The organism is Kribbella sp. VKM Ac-2568 (assembly GCF_004345365.1).
GTDB classification, from domain to species: domain Bacteria; phylum Actinomycetota; class Actinomycetes; order Propionibacteriales; family Kribbellaceae; genus Kribbella; species Kribbella orskensis.
Genome location: NZ_SLVF01000011.1, coordinates 79,248 through 97,958 on the forward strand (window position 1 = coordinate 79,248; position 18,711 = coordinate 97,958).

Sequence of the window (18,711 nt, forward strand, 5' to 3'; positions counted from 1 at the left end):
ATTTCCAGCGGCCTCGTTCGGCGGCCGCAAGGCCGCTAGCGTGCTGTGGGTGTGACAACCCCATACCGAGCAAGGGAGCGGACCGTGGCTGAGTCAGTGCGTGAATTGCGGCTGGTGGTGACGGCGCCGGACTACGAGGAGGCGGTCGCCTTCTATCGCGATGTGCTCGGCCTGCACGAGCGGGAGGCGTACGAGACCGAGGGCGGCCGGGTCACGATCCTCGACGCCGGCCGGGCGACGCTCGAGATCGCCGATCCGAACCAGGCCGCGTTCATCGACCGGGTCGAGGTGGGCAGCCGGGTGGCCGGCAAGTACCGGGTCGCGTTCGAGGTGGACGATTCGGCGGCGACCACGGCGCGACTCGCGGCGGCAGGAGCGACCGTGATCGCCGAGCCCACCGTGACGCCGTGGAACTCCCTCAACGCCAGACTGGAGGCCCCCGCGGGCCTCCAGTTGACACTCTTCACCGAACTGGGCGAGTAGAGCCTCAGCCCTGCTGATCACGACCGCCGGCGCCGATCAGTCCGAGGTGGATTCCTCTTTGGACGGGCGGCCCTGGCGGCGCATCCGGCCGACCTCGCTCGGCAGCCGGCCGGCGTCGGCCAGGGCCCGGCGGAGCAGGAACTCGATCTGGGCGTTGGTGCTGCGCAGGTCGTCGTTCGCCCAGCGCGCGAGCGCGTCGTGCACCACGGGATCCAGCCGGAGCAGGATCTTCTTGCGTTCGGTCGCCACGGCCGCGGCCTACTGGTAGAGCGTCCCGGCGTTGACCACCGGCTGGGCATCGCGGTCACCGCACAGCACCACCAGCAGGTTGCTGACCATGGTCGCCTTGCGCTCCTCGTCCAGTTCCACCACGTCGCGCTCGGACAGCCGGGCCAGGGCGAGCTCGACCATGCCGACCGCACCTTCGACGATCCGCTGCCGGGCCGCGACGACCGCACCCGCCTGCTGCCGGCGCAACATCGCCTGGGCGATCTCCGGCGCGTAGGCCAGGTGCGTGATGCGCGACTCGATCACCCGCACTCCGGCGGCCTGCACCCGGGCGCCGATCTCGGTCGACAGCTTCTCGGTGATCTCGTCCGTGCTGTCCCGCAAGGACATCCCACCCGACTCGTCGTGCACGTCGTACGGGTAGCTGTTCGCGATGTGCCGGACCGCGGTCTCGGTCTGGATCGCGACGAACGCGACGAAGTCGTCCACCTCGAACCTCGCCTGCGCGGTGTCCTCGACCTGCCAGACCACCACCGCGGCGATCTCGATCGGGTTGCCGTCGGAATCGTTGACCTTGGCAACCGTCGTCTCGTGGTTGCGGATCCGGGTGGAGATCTCCCTGCGGGCGGCAAGCGGATTCACCCAGCGCAGTCCGTCGGTCCGGATCGTGCCGGCGTAGCGGCCCAGGATCTGCAGCACCCGCGCCTGCCCGGGTGACACCGGCGTCAGTCCCGCGGCCACGATCGAGCCGAGCCCGAAGGCCAGCACGCCGAGCAGGATGATCGCCACCCGCTCACCGTCGAGCCCCCAGACGAACAAGGCGATCCCGCCGACCACCAGCACGAACGACAGGGCCACCATCGGCCAGCCGTTCAACTCCCCCGCCGGCCGCTCGACCACCTTCGGCTTCGGCATCTCCACCATCACTTCACCATCCGTGCTCATCCGAGCCCCTCTTCCACTGGTTCTCACTGTCTATCTCGAAGGTAGCATAGTGATATCAGTTTTCCATCAGGCCCCGGACCCTTCAGACCTGGCGTGCCAGAGCGATCAGGGACTGCTGCCACTCCGGCGCGACGGACAGCGGGAGGGGGTCGATGGGGTCGGTGTGCCAGGCGTGGACGGGGCGGATGCCGTGCAGGGAGTTCACCAACCAGACCTCGTCGGCATCAGCCAGTTCGGCGGCCATGCGGGCGCGCTCGGCGACCTCGACACCGCGGTCGACCGCGAGCCGCCGGAGGAGTTGCGCGGTGACGGACGGGAGGATCGGCAAGGTGGACGGCGGGATGCAGAAGACGCCGGCCTCCCACCAGACCAGGGCCGAGGAGCCACCTTCCAGGGCGATGCCATCCCGATCGACCAGGACGATCTCGTCCGCGCGGTCCTGCGCGGCCGCCTCCGCCCTGAGTTCCGCCAGCACCTCCAGATCGGGGCCTTTCACCCGGGGATTGGTGCGCGGATCACGGCGGACCGACACCCGGATGCGATCGCCCTGCGGAGGCGCCGGCCGCAGCTGGACGGCGAGCTCACCGGTCGCCTTCAGCTCGAACCGCGGGAACCACCGCCCGAAGGCCGGCAACCGCCGGACCTGCTCGTCGAAGAACGCGCCCGCCTCGACGCCGAGCGCGGTACAGGAGTCCGTGAAGCGTTGCCGGTGCAGCTCGATCCCCCGAACCTTGCCGTCGGCAATCAGGAAGGAATCCGCCACCTGTAACGCGTTCACGTCGCCCCACCCTTGATCGTAGCCGTTGCCTTGAGCACCATCTCGTCGTACTCCGCGGCCGGGTCCGAGTCGAGCACGATCGCTCCCCCGGCCCCGACCACGGTTTCGTCCGGGGTCATCACCGCGGTCCGGATCACCACGCTCAGGTCCGCCCGGCCGTCCACGGTCAGGTAGCCGAGAGCGCCCGAGTAGACGCCGCGGGCGCTCCACTCGAGCTCGTCGAGCAGTTCCATCGTGCGGATCTTCGGTGCCCCTGTCATCGACCCCGGCGGGAAGCACGCCCGGACCGCGTCCACCGCGTCGGCTTCCGCCCGGAGCTTCCCGCGGACCGTCGTGACCAGCTGGTGCATGGTCTGGTAGCTCTCGACGGCCATCAGGTGCGGCACCTGGACCGTGCCGGGTTCGCTGACCCGGCCGAGGTCGTTGCGGATCAGGTCCACGATCATCAGGTTCTCGGCGCGCGTCTTCTCGTCCTCGGCCAGCGCCTTGGCGACCAGTTGGTCCTGCGCCGGGTCCGCCGAGCGCGGCGCGGTCCCCTTGATCGGGCGGCACTCCGCCCAGCCGTCGGCATCCACCGTCAGGAACCGCTCCGGTGACGAACTGGCCACGGCGAGGTCGCCGTACCGCAGGAAGGCCGAGTACGGCGCCGGGTTGTGCGCCCGCTGCCAGAGGTAGAACTCGAAGGGGTCGGCGACGGCGGGCAACCGGACCCGATTCGTCAGGCACGCCTCGTACGTCTCGCCGGCCTCCAACGCCGCCATGCAGGCGGCGATCCCGGCCAGGTAGGTGGCGCGATCCTGCTCGAGATATAGCTCCAGCTCCAGCATCGCGATCTCGGGGTCGGCCGGCCCGCTCATCACCCAGCGGCTGGTGGAGGCCTCCGCCTGATCCAGCCACCGCGCCGCGGCTGCATCACCCGGCGAGTGGATCGCGACGAGCAGCGATCGGTCCTCGTCGTGATCGATGACGACGAAGCGGTTCGCCCAGATCCACAGGGCATCCGGAGTCGACGCCTCGTACGCCGCGGCTCCGCCGGTCAACGCCTTCAGCTCATACCCGAAATACCCGACATAGCCACCGCTGAAGACCTCCCGCAGCTCAGCCGGTACTGCGCCCAGCTGGTCCCGCCGGGCGCCGAGGAGTTCCTGCAGCTCGGCGAAGACATCACCGTCAGCCACATCCCGCACGACGACCTCCGCGTCGGCGCCGGTCGTCGTACCGAGGACGGAGACGCGGCGGACACCACGGTCGGTGAGGCTGCCGTCCAGCCAGAACGCAGCGGGCTCGTCAGCGAGCAGGAAGCGGTAGGTCCCCTCGCCGTCCAGCGCGTGGTCGACCGAACGGACGGACCAGGTCAGAGCGGGCACAGCACGAACGGTACAGACTCATCAGGCGAGCGCGACCTTGGTCCGCATGGCGGTGATCCGGCGGATCGGGATGGCCACGTCGAGACCGTCGCGGGCCTCGGCGCGTTCGGCCAGCCAGGCGGCCGCGGCCTCACGGCGAGTGTCGGAGGTGCCGGGGAGGTAGAGCGCGCCGACCAGCCGGCGGGCGTCCTCGATCGAGCGCACCGAGTAGGCGTAGCGCTCGCGCTGACTCTCCATCACGTGGAAACCGGCCGCGCGGAGCTGAACCTTGAGGTCCTTGATCTCGCCACCCGCCGGGAACTGGGGTGTGGACCGAAGCCGGGTGGTCAGGCTGGTGAGGGTGCGGATGTCGCCACGACGCAACGGCCGGACCGCCGGCACGGTGGCCGCCAGCACACCGCCGCGGCGCAGTACCCGGGCTGCCTCGGCGAGGATGTCGGGCAGCGGCTGCAGCACCGCCAGCCCCAGCGAGCAGGTGACGACGTCGAACGCCTCGTTCGCGAACGGCAGGTGCAGCGCGTCGGCCTGCACCTTGGGGCCGGGCGCGCCGGCCAGCTGGGCGGCGTTGTTGTCCACGCCGACCACGCACCGGCCGTACAACTCGCGGGCCACCGGCCCGTTGCCGCAGGCCAGGTCCAGGACCCGCCGGGCCTCTCCGGACACGGCTCGGACGAGCCAGCGGTAGGGCGTGTGGTCCCCGGCCACAGCTCGTGACAGCAGGGCTTCAGTGCTGCCCGGGGCTGCGGAGTGGAACTCCCGCAGATATCCCGGCCAGTCGATCTCGTTCTCAGGCATCGCGGACAGACGTTACTGCCTGACCACTGTCAGTACCGCATCGAGCGCTCTTGGTGGCCGTTCTTAATGGACTCTTCAACCAGAACCTGCTTCAGACCGAGATCCTCAGACCAGGCTCACGAAGATGTGGCCGGCCGTCTCGTCGCTGATCACGCCACCGGCCTCGCGGCTGCCCATCAGCACGCCCTCGGCGTCCAGCGTCGAGTCCACCTCGCGGCCCGGCAGCGCGCCCGCGCGCCGCAGTACGGACATCGCGTCGTCGTCGGTCTGCACGGGCTCGGCGATCCGCCGGACCAGCACCCGGACACTCTCCCCGGTCGCGCTGTCGAGCACCTTGTCGAGCGGCTCGACGCCCAGTCGGAACTCGCCGATCGCGGTCGCCTGGCTATCCTTCTGCAACTCCTCCAGGCCCGGGATCGGGTTGCCGTACGGCGACTCGGTGGGGTTGTCGAGGATCTTCAGCAGCCGCAGCTCGACCGCGTCGCTCATCACGTGCTCCCAGCGGCAGGCCTCCGTGTGCACGTCCTCCCACTCCAGCCCGATCACGTCGACCAGCAGCCGCTCGGCCAGCCGGTGCTTGCGCATCACCCGGACCGCCTGCATCCGGCCGACCTGGGTGAGCTCCAGATGCCGGTCGCCCTCGACCGTGACGAGCCCGTCGCGCTCCATCCGGGCCACCGTCTGACTGACCGTCGGGCCGGATTGGTGGAGCCGTTCGGCGATCCGCGCGCGCAGCGGCAGGATGCCTTCTTCTTCCAGCTCGTAGACGGTCCGCAGGTACATCTCGGTGGTATCGATCAGCTCGCTCACGACAACCATTCTCACCTATGTAGGCAAGCCTCACCCAATCCCTGTCCAGGTCAGCCTCGGTCGTCGCCCGGGGGCAAAGTTGTGCATCCAGCAGGATGGGGTGATGGCTCCCGCGGTGATGTGGTTCCGGCGCGACCTCCGGCTGGCGGACAATCCGGCTCTCCTGGACGCGGTGGCGGCCGGCGGCGGAGAGGTGGCCGGGCTGTTCGTGCTCGACCCCGCGTTGTGGGACAAGGCGGGCGCTCCCCGCCGGGAGCACCTGATCTCCTCGGTGAAGGCGCTGTCGGATTCGATGGGCGGCAAACTCGTCGTACGGCGTGGCGACCCGGCCGAGGTTGTCGCTGAACTGGCGGCGGAGGTCGGCGCGGTCAGCGTGCACGCCGCCGCCGACTACGCGCCGTACGGACAACGCCGCGACGAGGCGGTCGAAGCCGCGCTGGGGTGTCCACTCGTCACCACGGGATCGCCGTACGCCGTGGCGCCCGGGCGGGTGCTGAACCAGCAGGGGTCGTCGTACCAGGTGTTCACGCCGTACTTCCGCGCGTGGCTCGAGCACGGCTGGCGGCAGCCGGTGGATGCGCCGCCGCGGGTCGAGTGGATCGGCCGACGCGGGGACGCGCTGCCGTCGACGAGGTCTGTCGAGGGTGCCGGCGAGGAGGCTGCGCGGAAGCACTGGGCGGAGTACCTCGACCGCGTCGCGGCGTACGACGACGAGCGGGACCGGCCGGACCTGGACTCCACCTCACGGATGTCGGTGCCGTTGAAGTACGGCGAGGTGCATCCGCGGACGATGCTGGCGGAGCTGGCGCGCAAGCGAAGCGCCGGGGCCGAGGCGTATCGGCGGGAACTCGCGTGGCGGGAGTTCTGCGCGGATCTGCTGGCGCGGTATCCGGAGGCGGCGTGGAAGCCGTTGCGGCCGGAGTTCGAGAAGATGGAGTACGACGAACCGGGTGACGGGTTCGATGCCTGGTGCAAGGGAATGACCGGGTTTCCGATCGTGGATGCGGGGATGCGGCAACTGGCCCGGACCGGGTTCATGCACAACCGGGTGCGGATGGTGGTCGCGTCCTTCCTGGTCAAGGACCTTCATGTGCACTGGAAGCACGGCGCCCGCTGGTTCATGCGGAACCTGCTCGACGGCGATCTCGCCTCGAACTCCCTGAACTGGCAATGGGTCGCCGGCTGCGGCGCCGACGCCTCGCCGTACTTCCGCATCTTCAACCCCACCACCCAGGGCAGGAAGTTCGACCCCGACGCCACCTACATCCACCGCTGGATCCCCGAACTCGCCGGCCTCCCCGCCCGGACCGCCCACGAACCATGGAAGTCCCCCTCCCCCACCGACTACCCCGCCCCGATCGTCGACCACGCGGAAGCCCGCACAGAATCCCTCCGCCGCTACACAGCAATCCGCTAACCCCCGCGCCCGGACGTCCCCAACTCCAGGGGGCAGTTGTTTCAGCGGTCACTCACACACCCAACCGATCCGGCTCTTGACCGGACGCTTCCCCATGGGCGTATTGTGCTAGTTAACTAGATGAATGGGGTTGAGGATGATCGAGTTCCATCTGGATGGGCGGTCGGGGGTTTCGCCTTATCAGCAGATCGTTCAGCAGGTGCGGAACGCGTTGCGGCTGGGGTTGTTGCGACAGGGGGACCAGCTGCCGACGGTGAAGGACGTGGTCGGGCAGCTGGCGATCAACCCGAACACGGTGCTGAAGGCGTACCGGGAGCTGGAGCACGAAGGGCTGGTGTCGGCACGGCCCGGGGTCGGGACGTTCGTGACGCGGACGCTGACCGACCACAGCCTGGCCGCGCACGGACCGCTGCGGCAGGACCTGCAGCGCTGGCTGACGAAGGCGCGCAAGGCCGGCCTCGACGACGAGAGCATCGAGGCGTTGTTCATGACAACCTTTCGGACCGCCGCTCAGGAGGACATAGCATGACCGCCGCCTTGCAGGCCCAGGGACTGGGCAAGAGATACGGCCGCCGCTGGGCGCTGACGGACTGCACGCTGGACCTCCCGGCCGGCCGCGTGGTCGGGCTGGTCGGCCCGAACGGCGCCGGTAAGAGCACCCTGCTCAACCTGGCCGTCGGCATGCTCACGCCGACCACCGGCTCGATCGAGGTACTGAGCTCCGCCGCGGGCACCAGCCAGCTCGCCCGGATCGGCTTCGTCGCCCAGGACACTCCCACCTACGCACGGCTGAGCATCGCGGACCACCTCAAGCTCGGCGCCCACCTCAATCCCGGCTGGGACGAGACGCTCGCCAACGGCCGGATCCAGCGCCTCGGGCTCGACCCCAAGCAGCGCGCCGGCCGGCTCTCCGGCGGCCAGCGCGCCCAGCTCGCCCTCACTCTGGGCATCGCCAAACGTCCCGAGCTGCTGATCCTCGACGAGCCGGTCGCCGCCCTGGATCCGCTGGCCCGCAGGGAGTTCCTGCAGGACCTGATGGAGGCGGTCGCCGAGCAGGAGCTCAGCGTCGTCCTGTCCTCGCACCTCGTCTCCGACGTCGAGCGGTCCTGCGACTACCTGGTCGTGCTGGTCGATTCGCGCGTCCAGGTCAGCGGTGACATCGAGACCCTGCTGGCCACGCACTACCGGTTGGTCGGTCCGCGCCGCGACGAGAAGTCACTGCCGCACAACCAGCACGTGATCTCCGTCAGCCACACCGATCGCCAGTCCACCTTGCTGATCCGCACCGACGAGCCGATCCTCGACCCGGCCTGGACGGTCACCCAGCTCACCCTCGAAGACCTGGTGCTGGCCTACATGGGCCGCTCCAGCCAGACCAAGCAGAACGACCGGCCCGTGCTGGAGGTACAGCGATGATCTGGCTCACCTGGCGGCAGTTCCGCCTACAGGCGCTGGTGGTCGCCGGCGCGGTCGCCGCGCTCGCCATCCTGCTGGCGGTCACCGGCCCCGGCCTGCTCGACGACTACAAGACCTACCCGAACGACTTCCTGAAGCAGATCCAGTTCGCCCGGATCAACCAGTACCTGTACATGGCCGGCCAGGCCCTCGTGTACGCCGCTCCGCCGGTGATCGGCGCCTTCTGGGGCGCGCCGTTGATCGCGCGCGAACTGGAGGCGGGCACCCATCGGCTGGTCTGGAACCAGAGCATCAGCCGGACCCGCTGGCTCGTCACCAAGCTCGCCTTCACCGGGCTGTCCGCGATCGCCTTGACCGGGCTGCTCAGCCTCGCGGTCACCTGGTGGTCCGACCCGATCGATGACGCGATCGACGCCGGGCAGGCGGCCGGTGTGTTCAACGTGCCACGGCTGCTCCCGCCGGTCTTCGGAGCCCGCGGCGTCGTGCCGATCGGCTATGCCGCCTTCGCGTTCGCCCTGGGCGTCGCGCTCGGGCTGGTGATCCGGCGCAGCGTCGTCGCGATCGCCGTCACGCTGGCCGCCGTGATCGCGATCCAGATCCTCTCGCCGGTGCTGCTCCGGCCGCACCTGATCACGCCGGTGAAGACCAACGTGATCGTGACGACGGACAACATGCGGGGGCTCCAGCTGTCCGGTCCTGAGGAGGATCCGGTAGTCATGCGGATCGAGGCGAAACTGCCGGGCGAAGGCAACTGGAAGCTGTCCGAGACCACGGTCAACGCGGCCGGTCAGGTGCAGAAGACCCTGCCGAACTGGGTCGCCGAGTGCGGCCCGCCTCCGCCCAACGCGTCGGCTACCGAGGCGCAGTCACGACCCCCGCTGTCCACCTGCTTCCAGCGGCTGGCAGACGAGGGCTACCGGCAACAGATCAGCTACCAGCCTGCCGACCGGTTCTGGGGGCTGCAATGGCGGGAGGCCGGGCTGTTCTTCGTGCTGGCCCTCGCACTGAGTGGCTTCTGCTTCTGGCGGATCCGCCGCGACCTGACCTAGTACCCGGCTAGACGGCTTTCAGCACCGTCAACAGGCGAGCTACCTCGGCCGCGACCGCAGTACGGGCGGGGCCGAGGTACTTGCGGGTGTCCACCAGGCTGGGATGGTCGGCCAGCACCTCGCGGACGGTGGCGGTGAAGACGTTGTTGAGGTGGGTGGCGATGTTGACCTTCGTCATCCCGGCCTCGACCGCGCGGGTCAGGTCCGCGTCCGCGACTCCCGAAGAACCGTGCAGGACAAGGGGAACCGGTACTGCGGAGCGCAGCGCGGTGATCAGCTCGAAGTCGAGCTCGGCCGTCCGCTCCGTCATGGCGTGCGAGGTACCGACCGCGACGGCGAGCGCGTCCACGCCGGTCGCCTCGGCGAAGGCGAGGGCCTCGTCCGGACGGGTGCGAGCGCCGGGCGCGTGGACGCCGTCCTTGCCACCGACCTCGCCGATCTCCGCCTCGACGAACACCCCGTGCTCGTGGCAGAACGCCGTCACCTCGCTGGTCGCCCGGACGTTGTCCTCGTAGTCCAGCTTCGACGCGTCGTACATCACCGAGGTGAAGCCGAGCGACACCGCCTCCGTCACCAGGTCGCGGTCCATCGCGTGGTCCAGGTGCACGACGACCGGGACGACCGCGGCCGAGGCGGCGGCCAGGGTGGCGACGCCGATCGGCTTGAGCGCGCCGTGGTACCTCACCGCGTTCTCGCTGATCTGCAGGATGACGGGCGCGCCGGCGTGTTCGGCACCGGCGATCAGCGCGGTCGCGTGCTCCAGCTGGATCACGTTGAACGCGCCGACCCCACGGCCGTCCTTGGCCGCACCCAGCACGACCTCGGCTCCGGATACCAACGGCATGACGAACTCCCTCAATTCACTAGAGACTCTGCACTTCGACCTGCGGCTGCCAGCGCCGGTACGCCGCGAGATCGATGTCCCCGGCAACCGGTGTCAGCACGGCCGCGGCCGACGCCGCCACAGCCGACTTCAGTACTACGGCCCAGTCCGGCTCGGGCGATTCTGCGACAGCCGCGGCGACTACCGCAGTACAGGCGTCTCCGGCGCCCGTCGGGTTGCCGGCGACCTGCTCGACCGGCAACGCGCACCAGGCACCATGCTTGCTGGCGGCAACCATCCCGCGAGCGCCGTTGGTGATGACGGCAGCGGCGGCTCCCAGCTCGACCAGTTGCCGTGCGCCTTCCTCGACATCCACATCGCCGAGGGCATCGCGGAGTTCGGCGGCGTTGGAGCGGACCACCGCACCAGCCTTGGCAGCCGCCGCCAGTGCATCGCCGCCGGCGTCGATCACGGACAACACGTCGTGATGACGGGCTCGAACGGCCAGCTCCGCATAGGCATCGGCCGGCAGACCAGGAGGCAGACTGCCGGAGCAGGCAAGCACACCGAGCCTTGCCCAGGGCATCCGATCGTGGAAGGCCCGCCATTCGTCGGCGGAAACGACGGGGCCGAGCTCGTTGAAGATGGTGGCGTCACCGTCCGCGCCGCTGACGATGGCAACGGTTCGCCGGGTCTCCGCCGCGATCGGCGTCAGCAGAGCGGTGAGGCCGGCGTCGAACAACTCCTCCGCGACGATCTCGCCGGTCACCCCGCCGACGAATCCGAGCGCCAGCACCTGGTGCCCGAGGGTGGTCGCGACCCGCGCGACGTTCACGCCTTTGCCGCCCGCGCGCTGCCGGATGTCGGTGACCCGGTGACTCCCACCGACCACCAGTTCGTCGACGCCGTACGTGACGTCCAGCGCCAGGTTCAGCGTGACGGTCGCGATCAGTCCAGCCACGAGCCGGCCCGCATCACCTTGCGGACGGCGTACTCCTCGTCCAGCACGACCAGGTCGGCCCGCTTGCCGGTCTCGATCCCGCCGACGTTGTACCAGCCGAAGGTCTCGGCCGGCGTGGTCGACGCCATCCGCGACGCGTCCACCAGCGAGACACCCGCCTTGACCGCGTTGGCGTAGGCGACGTCCATCGTCAACGTGCTGCCGGCGATCGAGTGGCTGCCGTGGGCCAGCGTCGCGAGCCCGTCGGTGACGTCCACTTCCAGACTGCCGAGCATGTACCTCCCGTTGGGCATGCCGGTGGCCACCATCGCGTCGGTGATCAGCGCGATCCGGTTGACCCCGGCGGCGGCCAGCGCGACCCGCACCACCTGCGGGTCCAGGTGCATGCCGTCGTTGATCACCTCGAGCAGCAGCCGCGGGTCGTTCAGCGCGGCGCCGACCGGGCCCGGGTCGCGGTGGTGGAACGGCCGCATCCCGTTGAACAGGTGCGTCGCCACCGTCGCGCCGGCGTCCGCCCCGGCGATCATCTGGTCGTACGTCGCGTCCGTGTGCCCGAGCGCCGCGACCACGCCTGCGTCGACCACCTGGCGGATCGCGTCCAGGCCGCTCGGCAGTTCGGGCGCGATCGTCACCATCTTCACGGCGTCGCTGAGCACCTTCGCCACGTCACCCTCGACCGGGTCGCGCAGCAGCGTCGGCTCGTGCGCACCGCAGCGCGCCTCGGACAGGAACGGCCCTTCCAGGTGCACCCCGGCGATCACACCGTCGGTGATCAGGTCGGCCAGACAGGCGGTCTGCGAGACGAGGTCGTCCAGCGGGCTGGTGACCAGGCTGGCCATCGTCGTGGTGGTGCCGTGCTTGGCGTGGAAGGCCGCGACCTTGCGCGCCTCCTCCGGATCGGTCGTCGAGTACGTCGCACCGCCGCCGCCGTGGGTGTGGATGTCGACGAACCCGGGCACCACGGTGACCTCGCCGAGGTCCTCCGGCCGCAGTCCGTCGGCCGGCATCCCCTCGGACCGCCGGCCGTACGCGAGGATGTCGCCGTCCGAGACCTGGAGCCACGCGTTCTCCAGCACGTCGTCCGGCGTGACCAGCCGCGCCATCCGATACGTCGTCATACCGTCTGTTCTCCGCTCTCGTCAGCAGTCACGCGATCCCAGGCCATCAGCGCCGCGCCGAGGCACCCGGCCTCCTCGCCCAGTACCGCGGCCACGATCTCCGGCCGGCGCTGAAACGTCAGCCGCGCAGCAACACCTTCACGCAGCGGCGCCAGCAGGGTCTCACCGGCCCCGACGAGCCCACCGCCGATCGCGATGCGGGTGGGCGCGACCAACGTGGTGTAGAGGACCAGCGCGTCGACCAGGGCCTCCAACGCGTCACTCCAGACGGCGGCCGCGTCCGGGTCACCTTGCGCCAGCAGTTCGAGCACCTCGCGGGCGCCGTCCACCGTGCGACCTGTGCGTGCGCCGTACCGTCGGGCCAGGGCGGCGGCGGAGGCCACGGTCTCGAGGCAGCCCCATTGGCCGCAGGCGCAGAGCTCGGCGGTGTCGCCGTGGACGAAGCGGGTGTGCCCGAGCTCCCCCGCGTACCCGTCGCCGCTGACCAGCGAGCCGTCGACCACCATGGCCGCGGCGATGCCGGTGCCGAGCGGGAGGAAGAGGGAGTTCGTGGTGCCGTTCAAGGCCCCCTGGCGCAGCTCCGCGTAACCACCCGCGCGTACGTCGTGGGCGAGGACCACCTGCTGATCCTCGCCGAGGGACTCCTTCAGTTCGGCGAGGACCGGCGTACCGACCCAGGCCAGATTCTCCGCGCCGACGGTCCCGGTCGCGGCGTCGATGATGCCAGGTACGACGACGCCGACCGCGCGCACGCGGTGTCCGTCGGCGGCGGCCTTCTGGCCCAGTTCGACGACGGTTTCGAGCAGCGCGTCGAGCACGGCGCGGCCCCCGGCCTCCCGGGGTGTCGGCCTGGTCTCCCGGTGCAACACGGCACCGTCGGCGGCGACCAGGCCGCACTTCATCCGGGTTCCACCGAGATCGACGGCAACCACGACTTCACAGGGGTCCACAGAGCGCCATTATGCAGCGTTACCCGGCAGTTCGAACATCCGTGAGCATTTTCCGGACAGCTCCCACAAGACCAGTGTGCCCCCTGGACCACTGCGCGCAAGGCGGTGTTCAGGCGCGCAACCCACGGTCGAAAGCGGCCACCAGGAAGGCGATCAGGTTCTCCGCCAGTTTGCCCGGATCCTCCACGTCCTCGGTGCCGGGCGCCCGGGTCAGCGCCTGCGACTGGTGCAGGGCGAGCAACCCCAGCATGTTCACGTACCCGAACGCCACCGACTCCGGCGCCGCTCTCGGCAACGCCGCCTGCAGCGCCGTGAGGTACCGCGCCTCGACCGGATCCGACTCCGCCGCATACAACTCGCGGATCCGCTGGCTCGGGTCGAACGCGACCCGGCCGATGAACCTCGCGGCCACCGGCCCGCGCTCACCGCGGCGCAGTACGAGGTCGAGACCCGGCTCGATGAAGGCCCGGATCAGTTGCTCGGCGGTCGGCTGCCCCTTCGCCTCCAATTGGTCCAGTCGCCGCCGGCGCTCGGTGTTGACCGGCGCCATCGCGCGCGCCACCGCCGCCCGGAGCAGGGCCTCCTTCGAACCGAAGTGGTAGTTCACCGCCGCGATGTTCGCGGCGGCCGCGACCGTGATCGCCCGCAGCGACGTTCCTTCGTAACCACCCTCGCCGAATCTCTGCTCGGCGATGTTGAGCAGCCTTTCCCGGGTTGATTCCACGGGTGTTTCCACAGAGTTCTCCTTCCCCCCAGCCACCGCTCGCTCAGGCACCCCACCTGCTTACGCGCCGTAGCCTGCAGTCAGCATAGTTCAAACGGACGTTTGAATGAGAGTGTTGGGAGCTGTAAATCTGCAAAGAAGCTGAGAAAACACGGGAATCCCGGCGTTCCGCAGGTCATCAGCGTCTTTCCGGCCCGGAAGAGGCCACATCGGCGGCGGAGGCTAGGGTCGTTGGCCATGACCACGCGAGAGGTACTGCGGATCGCACCGCGCTTCAGGGGGCCCGCCCAGTCAGGCAACGGGGGGTACGTCGCGGGCCAGGTCGGTACCGCGCTGGCGGCGGTCGCCGCCGACGGAACGGTCCCCCGGGTGCGCCTCATGGTGCCGCCGCCGATGGAGGTCGACCTCGACCTGCTGGTCTCCTCGGACTCCGCCCAGCTGGCCGGCGTCGAGTCGCCGATCGCTTCGACTGAGTCGTCGGCCGCCTCGGGGGTGGTTGCCGAAGCGATCGCCGTCGCCGCGGACACCTTGGACCACGCCACGGTCGACCCGGTCGGACCGGACGAGGCGCGCGCGGCGGAAGCGCAGTACAAGGGGCTCGCGAACCATCCCTTCCCGGGATGCTTCGTCTGCGGCCCCGAGAACGCGGAGGGGTTGCGGCTGCGGCCCGGTCCGCTCGGTGACGGGCGCACGGCGTGCACGTGGCATCCGTCGACCGACCTGGCCGCCGAGGACGGACTGGTCGACCCGGTGTTCCTCTGGGCGGCACTGGACTGCCCGGGCGGCTGGGCGATCGACCTCGAGGGGCGCCCGTCGGTGCTGGGCCAGATGAGCGCCTGCATCGACGCCAGACCACCCGCGGGCGAGGCGTGCGTGGTGATGGGCCGGATCCTCAGTGAAGACGGCCGCAAAACCCTCACCGCCAGCACCCTGTACGACTCCGACGGCCGAGTCCTGGCCCGAGCCCAACACACCTGGATCCTGGTCGACCCCGCGCTCTTCAGCTGAACCGCCCGGCACCGCGCGACCGATGGTGCCGGGCCAGGCGTCCAGCTATTCGCCGAACAGATAGACCGGGCCGTCATCGGGCTCGCCGCCTCGCCTGAAGTAGATCGGGTCGTCCAAGGTGGTCGGGACCTTGCCGAGGCTCTGGATCACGGTGGCAGTCCCCTTGGCGTGACCGACGGCGTACAGGTAGCCCGCCTTGGTGTCCTTGTCGATGCCGAGCAGCAGCGTGCCGGTCGGCCCACACCGCTCGATCACCAAGGAGTCGAGCGCCTGCCAGGTGGAGCGGCGGACGACCTTCACCACAGGCTTCATCGGCGAGCTGATCGGGATGCGGACGGTGTACAGCGCCCCGCCCTTGGTGGTCGCGAGGAACGTGTCATAGGTGGCCGTCTGACTGATCAGGGCCATCGCCTTCACCGCTGAGAAGCCCGGGTACGACGCCTTCGCGGTCCACCCGCGCAGGTCGATGTCCGACCAGCGGAACAGCACACCGTCACTGCGAAGCCCGTACTGATTGGTCCGCACCGTGTGGTCCGGCCGGATCCAGGTGCTCGTCTCGAAGGCAACGAAGTTCCCCCAACCGCCACCCACCAACCAGCGCTCGACCGTGTCGGGGGCCAGTTTGCCGTTGCCGTCGGTGAAGTAGCTGCTCCCGTACATCGACGAGCCCAGCACCACCCAGCCGTAGACGCGCTCGCCATAACCCTGTTGCACAGTGGGATCGACGACCATGTAGCCGCTCAGCCGAGCGAGCCCGTCGGGGTAGATATCGGGGTGCCGTTGGTGCTCGGTGGCCGCGATGGGTTTCGTCGCGGTGATCGTGAAGCCCCGGTGGTCGCCTCCAGCTGTCACGGCACCAGGAGAGACCTTGCAGGCAGCTTCTGCGGTGGTGTTGACGGTAGGCACAGCATCCGCGGCTCCGGGCATCAAGCCGGCGGTGACAAACGCCGCCGCACTGACAACTCCCGTACTACGCCTGACGGTCCTTCGCCTTCCGTTCACGTCGCAACCTCTCCTAGACCGAGCTGCACGACGTTGCGGACTCCAAGCCCCAGCAACCGGTCTACTCAGCTAGATGCACCGACCCTGACCGAAGTTGCAGCAGTCTGTGGGCGGGGAGTCCGTGACGGTGACTACTCCCCGAAATGAATGGGGCTCGTGGCAACGATCCGCATCGCCCGCCGGGACCGATCCGCTGACTCCCTAGGACCCCTTCAGAGCCAGGGATAGGGAGGAATTCCGATGTGCGGGTCCACCTCAGACGAGCAGATTCGGGGTCTCGGCAGGGAGCCGGCAGACACGAGGAGCACCAGATGTTCACGACCGACTCGGTCAAGGCAGAGGTCCCGGCGGTCGCCACCGGACGGCCTCGCATTCTGGTGGTCGGCGGCAAGCTCAAGCATGTGCGCAAGGCCCGGGAGCTCGGCCTGGACGTGGTTCACGCCCAGTTCCCGGACGCGTATGACCACGGCCACTGGCCGTACGTCGATCAGGCGCTGCTGCTCGACTACGGCGACATCGACCGGCTCCTGCCGCTGGTCCGGGCGTTGCACGAGGCGTACCCGTTCCAGGTGGCCGTGTCGCTGTCCGAGCTCGGGCTGCTGCCGACGGCGCGGATCAACGAGGCGCTCGGCCTCGGCGGCGAGTCCGTCGCCACCGTGGAACTGCTGCTGGACAAGTGGCGGATGCGCCGGCATCTGGCCGCGAGGGGCATCAGCCCGGTGGCCTCCGCGGTCGGCCGTTCCGCGCGGGACGTTCGGGAGTTCGTTCAGGCGCACGGGCTCCCGATCATCGTCAAGCCGATCCGCGAATCGGGCAGCCTGGGGGTCTTCCGCGTCCGCGACCGAGGCGACGTCGAGGTCGTCGCCGAACGGTACCGATCCCTCGACGACGGGCATTGGGCGATCGGCGACCTGTCCGATGCCGAATCCTTCGACGAGTTCCTCATGGAGGAGTTCCTGGACGGCCCGGAGATCAGCGTGGAGACCCTGACCTTCGACGGTCGGCATGTGGTCGTCGCGGTGACCGACAAGGAGACCGGCGGCCCCGGTTTCGTCGAGATCGGACATTCGCAGCCCAGCGGCTGCTCGGCCGAGACGCTGCGCGAGGTCACGCGGTTGGTGACGGACTTCCTCGACGCGGTGGGGCTGCGCAACGGGCCCGGGCACACCGAGGTCAAGCTGACCTCGCGCGGCCCGCGGATCGTCGAGTCGCACAACCGCATCGGCGGTGACCGGATCAACGAACTGGCCGAGATCGCCTACGGCGTCGACATGGAGCGCTACGCGCTGGGCGCCGGGTTCGGCCTGGTGGAACCGCTGACCACGTCGCCCGAGCCTCAGGGCGGAGCGGCCGTCCGGTTCCTCACGCCGGAGCCCGGACGGGTCGTGGAGGTGACCGGCGTCGACGCCGTACGCGCGGACCCGGCGTTCGTCGACCTTCAACTGGACGTGGAGCCGGGCGACGACGTACCACCACTGACCTGGAACGAGGACAAGGTCGGTCACGTCATCGCCCGTGGCGCCACGGCCACCGAAGCGATCGCCCACGGCAGGCGGCTGGCCGCGGCGATCCACGTGCGCACGGAGCCCGTCGCGTGAGCACCGCTATGCCGGACCGGTCGGGCGTCGACGAGCCGCGATTCCGCGACGCGCTGCGCAGCCTGCCCGGCCGGGTGTGGATCGTCAGTCTCGGCATCCTGGTCAACCGGGTCGGCAACTTCCTGCCCGTGTTCATCGTGCTCTACCTGATCGGGCGCGGCTATTCCGCCGGTGCCGCGGGGTTGGTGCTGGGCGTGTCCGGTCTGGGCAACGTGCTCGGCAACGCCGTCGGTGGCTACCTCGCCGACAAGATCGGCCGGCGATGGACCATCGTGGCGTCCGCTGTGCCCACCGCCGCGCTGACGGCGATCGTGCCGTCCCTCGGAGGGCTCCCGATCCTCGTCGCGGTGGTCGGTCTCATCGGCGTGACGTCGCAGATCTACCGGCCGGCCGCGGCCGCGGTGCTGCTCGACTCCGTGACGACCAACCAGCAACGGCTCGCCGCCTTCGCGGTGTTCCGGTTCGCGATGAACATCGGCGCTGCCCTGGGCGGCGTCATCGGCGGTGTGCTGGCCAGCACCTCCTATGTGGCGCTCTTCCTGGGCAACGCCGCCGCGTGCCTGCTGTTCGGCGTGGTCGTGGCGGTGCTGCTGCGGGATGCGCCCCAGCCGCGGTCCGACCAGGACGACGCGGACACGCAGGCGGACCGGGCAGTGGGGTACCGGCAGGCGCTCGCCGACCGCGCTCTGGTGCGATTCCTGCTGATGACCGTGGTCGGCGAGTTCGTCTACATCCAGTCCACCGTCGGCCTGCCCCTGCACGTCAGCGACGTGGGTCTGGGCGCACGCGACTTCGGTCTCCTCATCGGACTCAACGGTCTGGTGGTGTTGGTGCTGGAACTGCCCACCACCGGCGCAGTCTCGCGGTACCGGCCGGAGTACGTACTTGCCATCGGCAACCTGCTCATCGGTGCCGGTCTCGCGCTGACCGGGTTCATGAACGGCATGGTCCTGCTGTCGGCGACGGTGCTGATCTGGACGCTCGGCGAGATGATGTCCAGCTCCGTCGCCATGGCCTACCTGGGAAGTCTGACTCCGCCGCGGATGGCCGGGCGCTACCAGGGGTTGTACGGCGCCGCGTACACGATCGGTACGGGCGCCGGACCGCTCATCGGCGGCGCCGTGTACGCGATCGGCCCATGGGCACTGTGGTCCCTGGTCGCCGCGTCCGGGCTCATGGCCGCCCAGCTCTGCCTGCCACGCCGATGGGCCCGGCTGGTGCCGGGCCCATCGGTGTGAG

20 protein-coding genes are annotated in these 18,711 nt (G+C 69.6%); 8 read left to right on the top strand and 12 right to left on the bottom strand.

All coding sequences use genetic code 11. The features are described from left to right. Window positions 1-84 precede the first annotated feature (84 nt). Window positions 85-483: a VOC family protein gene (locus EV648_RS29415; protein ID WP_132298378.1), complete on the top strand. Its 399-nt coding sequence runs from the start codon at window positions 85-87 to the stop codon at window positions 481-483. A 36-nt stretch (window positions 484-519) separates the two neighbouring features. Here the strand turns inward: EV648_RS29415 and EV648_RS29420 are convergent, their stop codons facing one another. From EV648_RS29420 to EV648_RS29445, 6 genes are all read right to left on the bottom strand, one after another. Then, the gene (locus tag EV648_RS29420) at window positions 520-732 is read right to left on the bottom strand and encodes a hypothetical protein (protein ID WP_132298379.1); all 213 of its coding nucleotides are present in this window, start codon (window positions 730-732) and stop codon (window positions 520-522) included. Between the two features lie 9 nt (window positions 733-741). Then, on the bottom strand, window positions 742-1,656 hold the full coding sequence (locus EV648_RS29425) for an SPFH domain-containing protein (protein ID WP_132298380.1): 915 nt from the start codon (window positions 1,654-1,656) through the stop codon (window positions 742-744). A gap of 82 nt (window positions 1,657-1,738) precedes the next feature. Further along, entirely contained in the window at window positions 1,739-2,434 is a 696-nt protein-coding gene (locus tag EV648_RS29430) for an aminotransferase class IV (RefSeq protein ID WP_132298381.1), read from the bottom strand. Next, on the bottom strand, window positions 2,431-3,801 hold the full coding sequence (gene pabB / locus EV648_RS29435; RefSeq protein WP_132298382.1) for an aminodeoxychorismate synthase component I: 1,371 nt from the start codon (window positions 3,799-3,801) through the stop codon (window positions 2,431-2,433). Before pabB ends, EV648_RS29430 begins: the two co-directional genes overlap by 4 nt. Window positions 3,802-3,822: 21 nt before the next feature. Further along, window positions 3,823-4,596 (bottom strand): class I SAM-dependent methyltransferase, encoded by a 774-nt coding sequence (locus tag EV648_RS29440; protein WP_132298383.1) that lies wholly within the window; start codon window positions 4,594-4,596, stop codon window positions 3,823-3,825. Window positions 4,597-4,701: 105 nt separating this feature from the next. Next, complete coding sequence (locus tag EV648_RS29445; protein WP_241995698.1) at window positions 4,702-5,406, bottom strand: metal-dependent transcriptional regulator; 705 nt, start codon at window positions 5,404-5,406, stop codon at window positions 4,702-4,704. A gap of 103 nt (window positions 5,407-5,509) precedes the next feature. Here EV648_RS29445 and EV648_RS29450 point away from each other — a divergent pair, with 103 nt between their 5' ends. From EV648_RS29450 to EV648_RS29465, 4 genes are all read left to right on the top strand, one after another. Then, the gene (locus EV648_RS29450; protein WP_132298384.1) at window positions 5,510-6,823 is read left to right on the top strand and encodes a deoxyribodipyrimidine photo-lyase; all 1,314 of its coding nucleotides are present in this window, start codon (window positions 5,510-5,512) and stop codon (window positions 6,821-6,823) included. A 136-nt stretch (window positions 6,824-6,959) separates the two neighbouring features. Next, the gene (locus tag EV648_RS29455) at window positions 6,960-7,352 is read left to right on the top strand and encodes a GntR family transcriptional regulator (protein WP_199234890.1); all 393 of its coding nucleotides are present in this window, start codon (window positions 6,960-6,962) and stop codon (window positions 7,350-7,352) included. Continuing rightward, window positions 7,349-8,239 (top strand): ABC transporter ATP-binding protein, encoded by an 891-nt coding sequence (locus EV648_RS29460; protein ID WP_132298386.1) that lies wholly within the window; start codon window positions 7,349-7,351, stop codon window positions 8,237-8,239. Before EV648_RS29455 ends, EV648_RS29460 begins: the two co-directional genes overlap by 4 nt. Beyond that, window positions 8,236-9,288: an ABC transporter permease subunit gene (locus EV648_RS29465; RefSeq protein ID WP_132298387.1), complete on the top strand. Its 1,053-nt coding sequence runs from the start codon at window positions 8,236-8,238 to the stop codon at window positions 9,286-9,288. Before EV648_RS29460 ends, EV648_RS29465 begins: the two co-directional genes overlap by 4 nt. Window positions 9,289-9,295: 7 nt before the next feature. On the opposite strand, the gene EV648_RS29470 is transcribed toward EV648_RS29465, so the two are convergent. From EV648_RS29470 to EV648_RS29490, 5 genes are all read right to left on the bottom strand, one after another. Then, entirely contained in the window at window positions 9,296-10,132 is an 837-nt protein-coding gene (locus EV648_RS29470) for a class II fructose-bisphosphate aldolase (RefSeq protein ID WP_132298388.1), read from the bottom strand. Between the two features lie 19 nt (window positions 10,133-10,151). Next, the gene (locus EV648_RS29475; RefSeq protein WP_132298389.1) at window positions 10,152-11,072 is read right to left on the bottom strand and encodes a 1-phosphofructokinase family hexose kinase; all 921 of its coding nucleotides are present in this window, start codon (window positions 11,070-11,072) and stop codon (window positions 10,152-10,154) included. Further along, complete coding sequence (gene nagA / locus EV648_RS29480; RefSeq protein WP_132298390.1) at window positions 11,060-12,190, bottom strand: N-acetylglucosamine-6-phosphate deacetylase; 1,131 nt, start codon at window positions 12,188-12,190, stop codon at window positions 11,060-11,062. Before nagA ends, EV648_RS29475 begins: the two co-directional genes overlap by 13 nt. Next, the gene (locus EV648_RS29485; RefSeq protein WP_241995699.1) at window positions 12,187-13,140 is read right to left on the bottom strand and encodes an ROK family protein; all 954 of its coding nucleotides are present in this window, start codon (window positions 13,138-13,140) and stop codon (window positions 12,187-12,189) included. Before EV648_RS29485 ends, nagA begins: the two co-directional genes overlap by 4 nt. 109 nt (window positions 13,141-13,249) lie before the next feature. After that, window positions 13,250-13,876 (bottom strand): TetR family transcriptional regulator, encoded by a 627-nt coding sequence (locus EV648_RS29490; RefSeq protein WP_132298391.1) that lies wholly within the window; start codon window positions 13,874-13,876, stop codon window positions 13,250-13,252. A gap of 225 nt (window positions 13,877-14,101) precedes the next feature. On the opposite strand from EV648_RS29490, the gene EV648_RS29495 reads away from it, so the two are divergent. After that, entirely contained in the window at window positions 14,102-14,872 is a 771-nt protein-coding gene (locus EV648_RS29495; RefSeq protein WP_132298392.1) for a hypothetical protein, read from the top strand. A gap of 45 nt (window positions 14,873-14,917) precedes the next feature. Here the strand turns inward: EV648_RS29495 and EV648_RS29500 are convergent, their stop codons facing one another. Continuing rightward, complete coding sequence (locus EV648_RS29500) at window positions 14,918-15,724, bottom strand: hypothetical protein (protein ID WP_241995700.1); 807 nt, start codon at window positions 15,722-15,724, stop codon at window positions 14,918-14,920. Between the two features lie 461 nt (window positions 15,725-16,185). Between EV648_RS29500 and EV648_RS29505 the strand changes: the two genes are divergently transcribed. Together EV648_RS29505 and EV648_RS29510 are read left to right on the top strand one after the other, a co-directional pair. Then, entirely contained in the window at window positions 16,186-17,472 is a 1,287-nt protein-coding gene (locus tag EV648_RS29505; RefSeq protein WP_132298394.1) for an ATP-grasp domain-containing protein, read from the top strand. Continuing rightward, on the top strand, window positions 17,469-18,710 hold the full coding sequence (locus EV648_RS29510) for an MFS transporter (protein ID WP_132298395.1): 1,242 nt from the start codon (window positions 17,469-17,471) through the stop codon (window positions 18,708-18,710). Before EV648_RS29505 ends, EV648_RS29510 begins: the two co-directional genes overlap by 4 nt. The last annotated feature ends 1 nt before the right edge of the window (window position 18,711 follow it).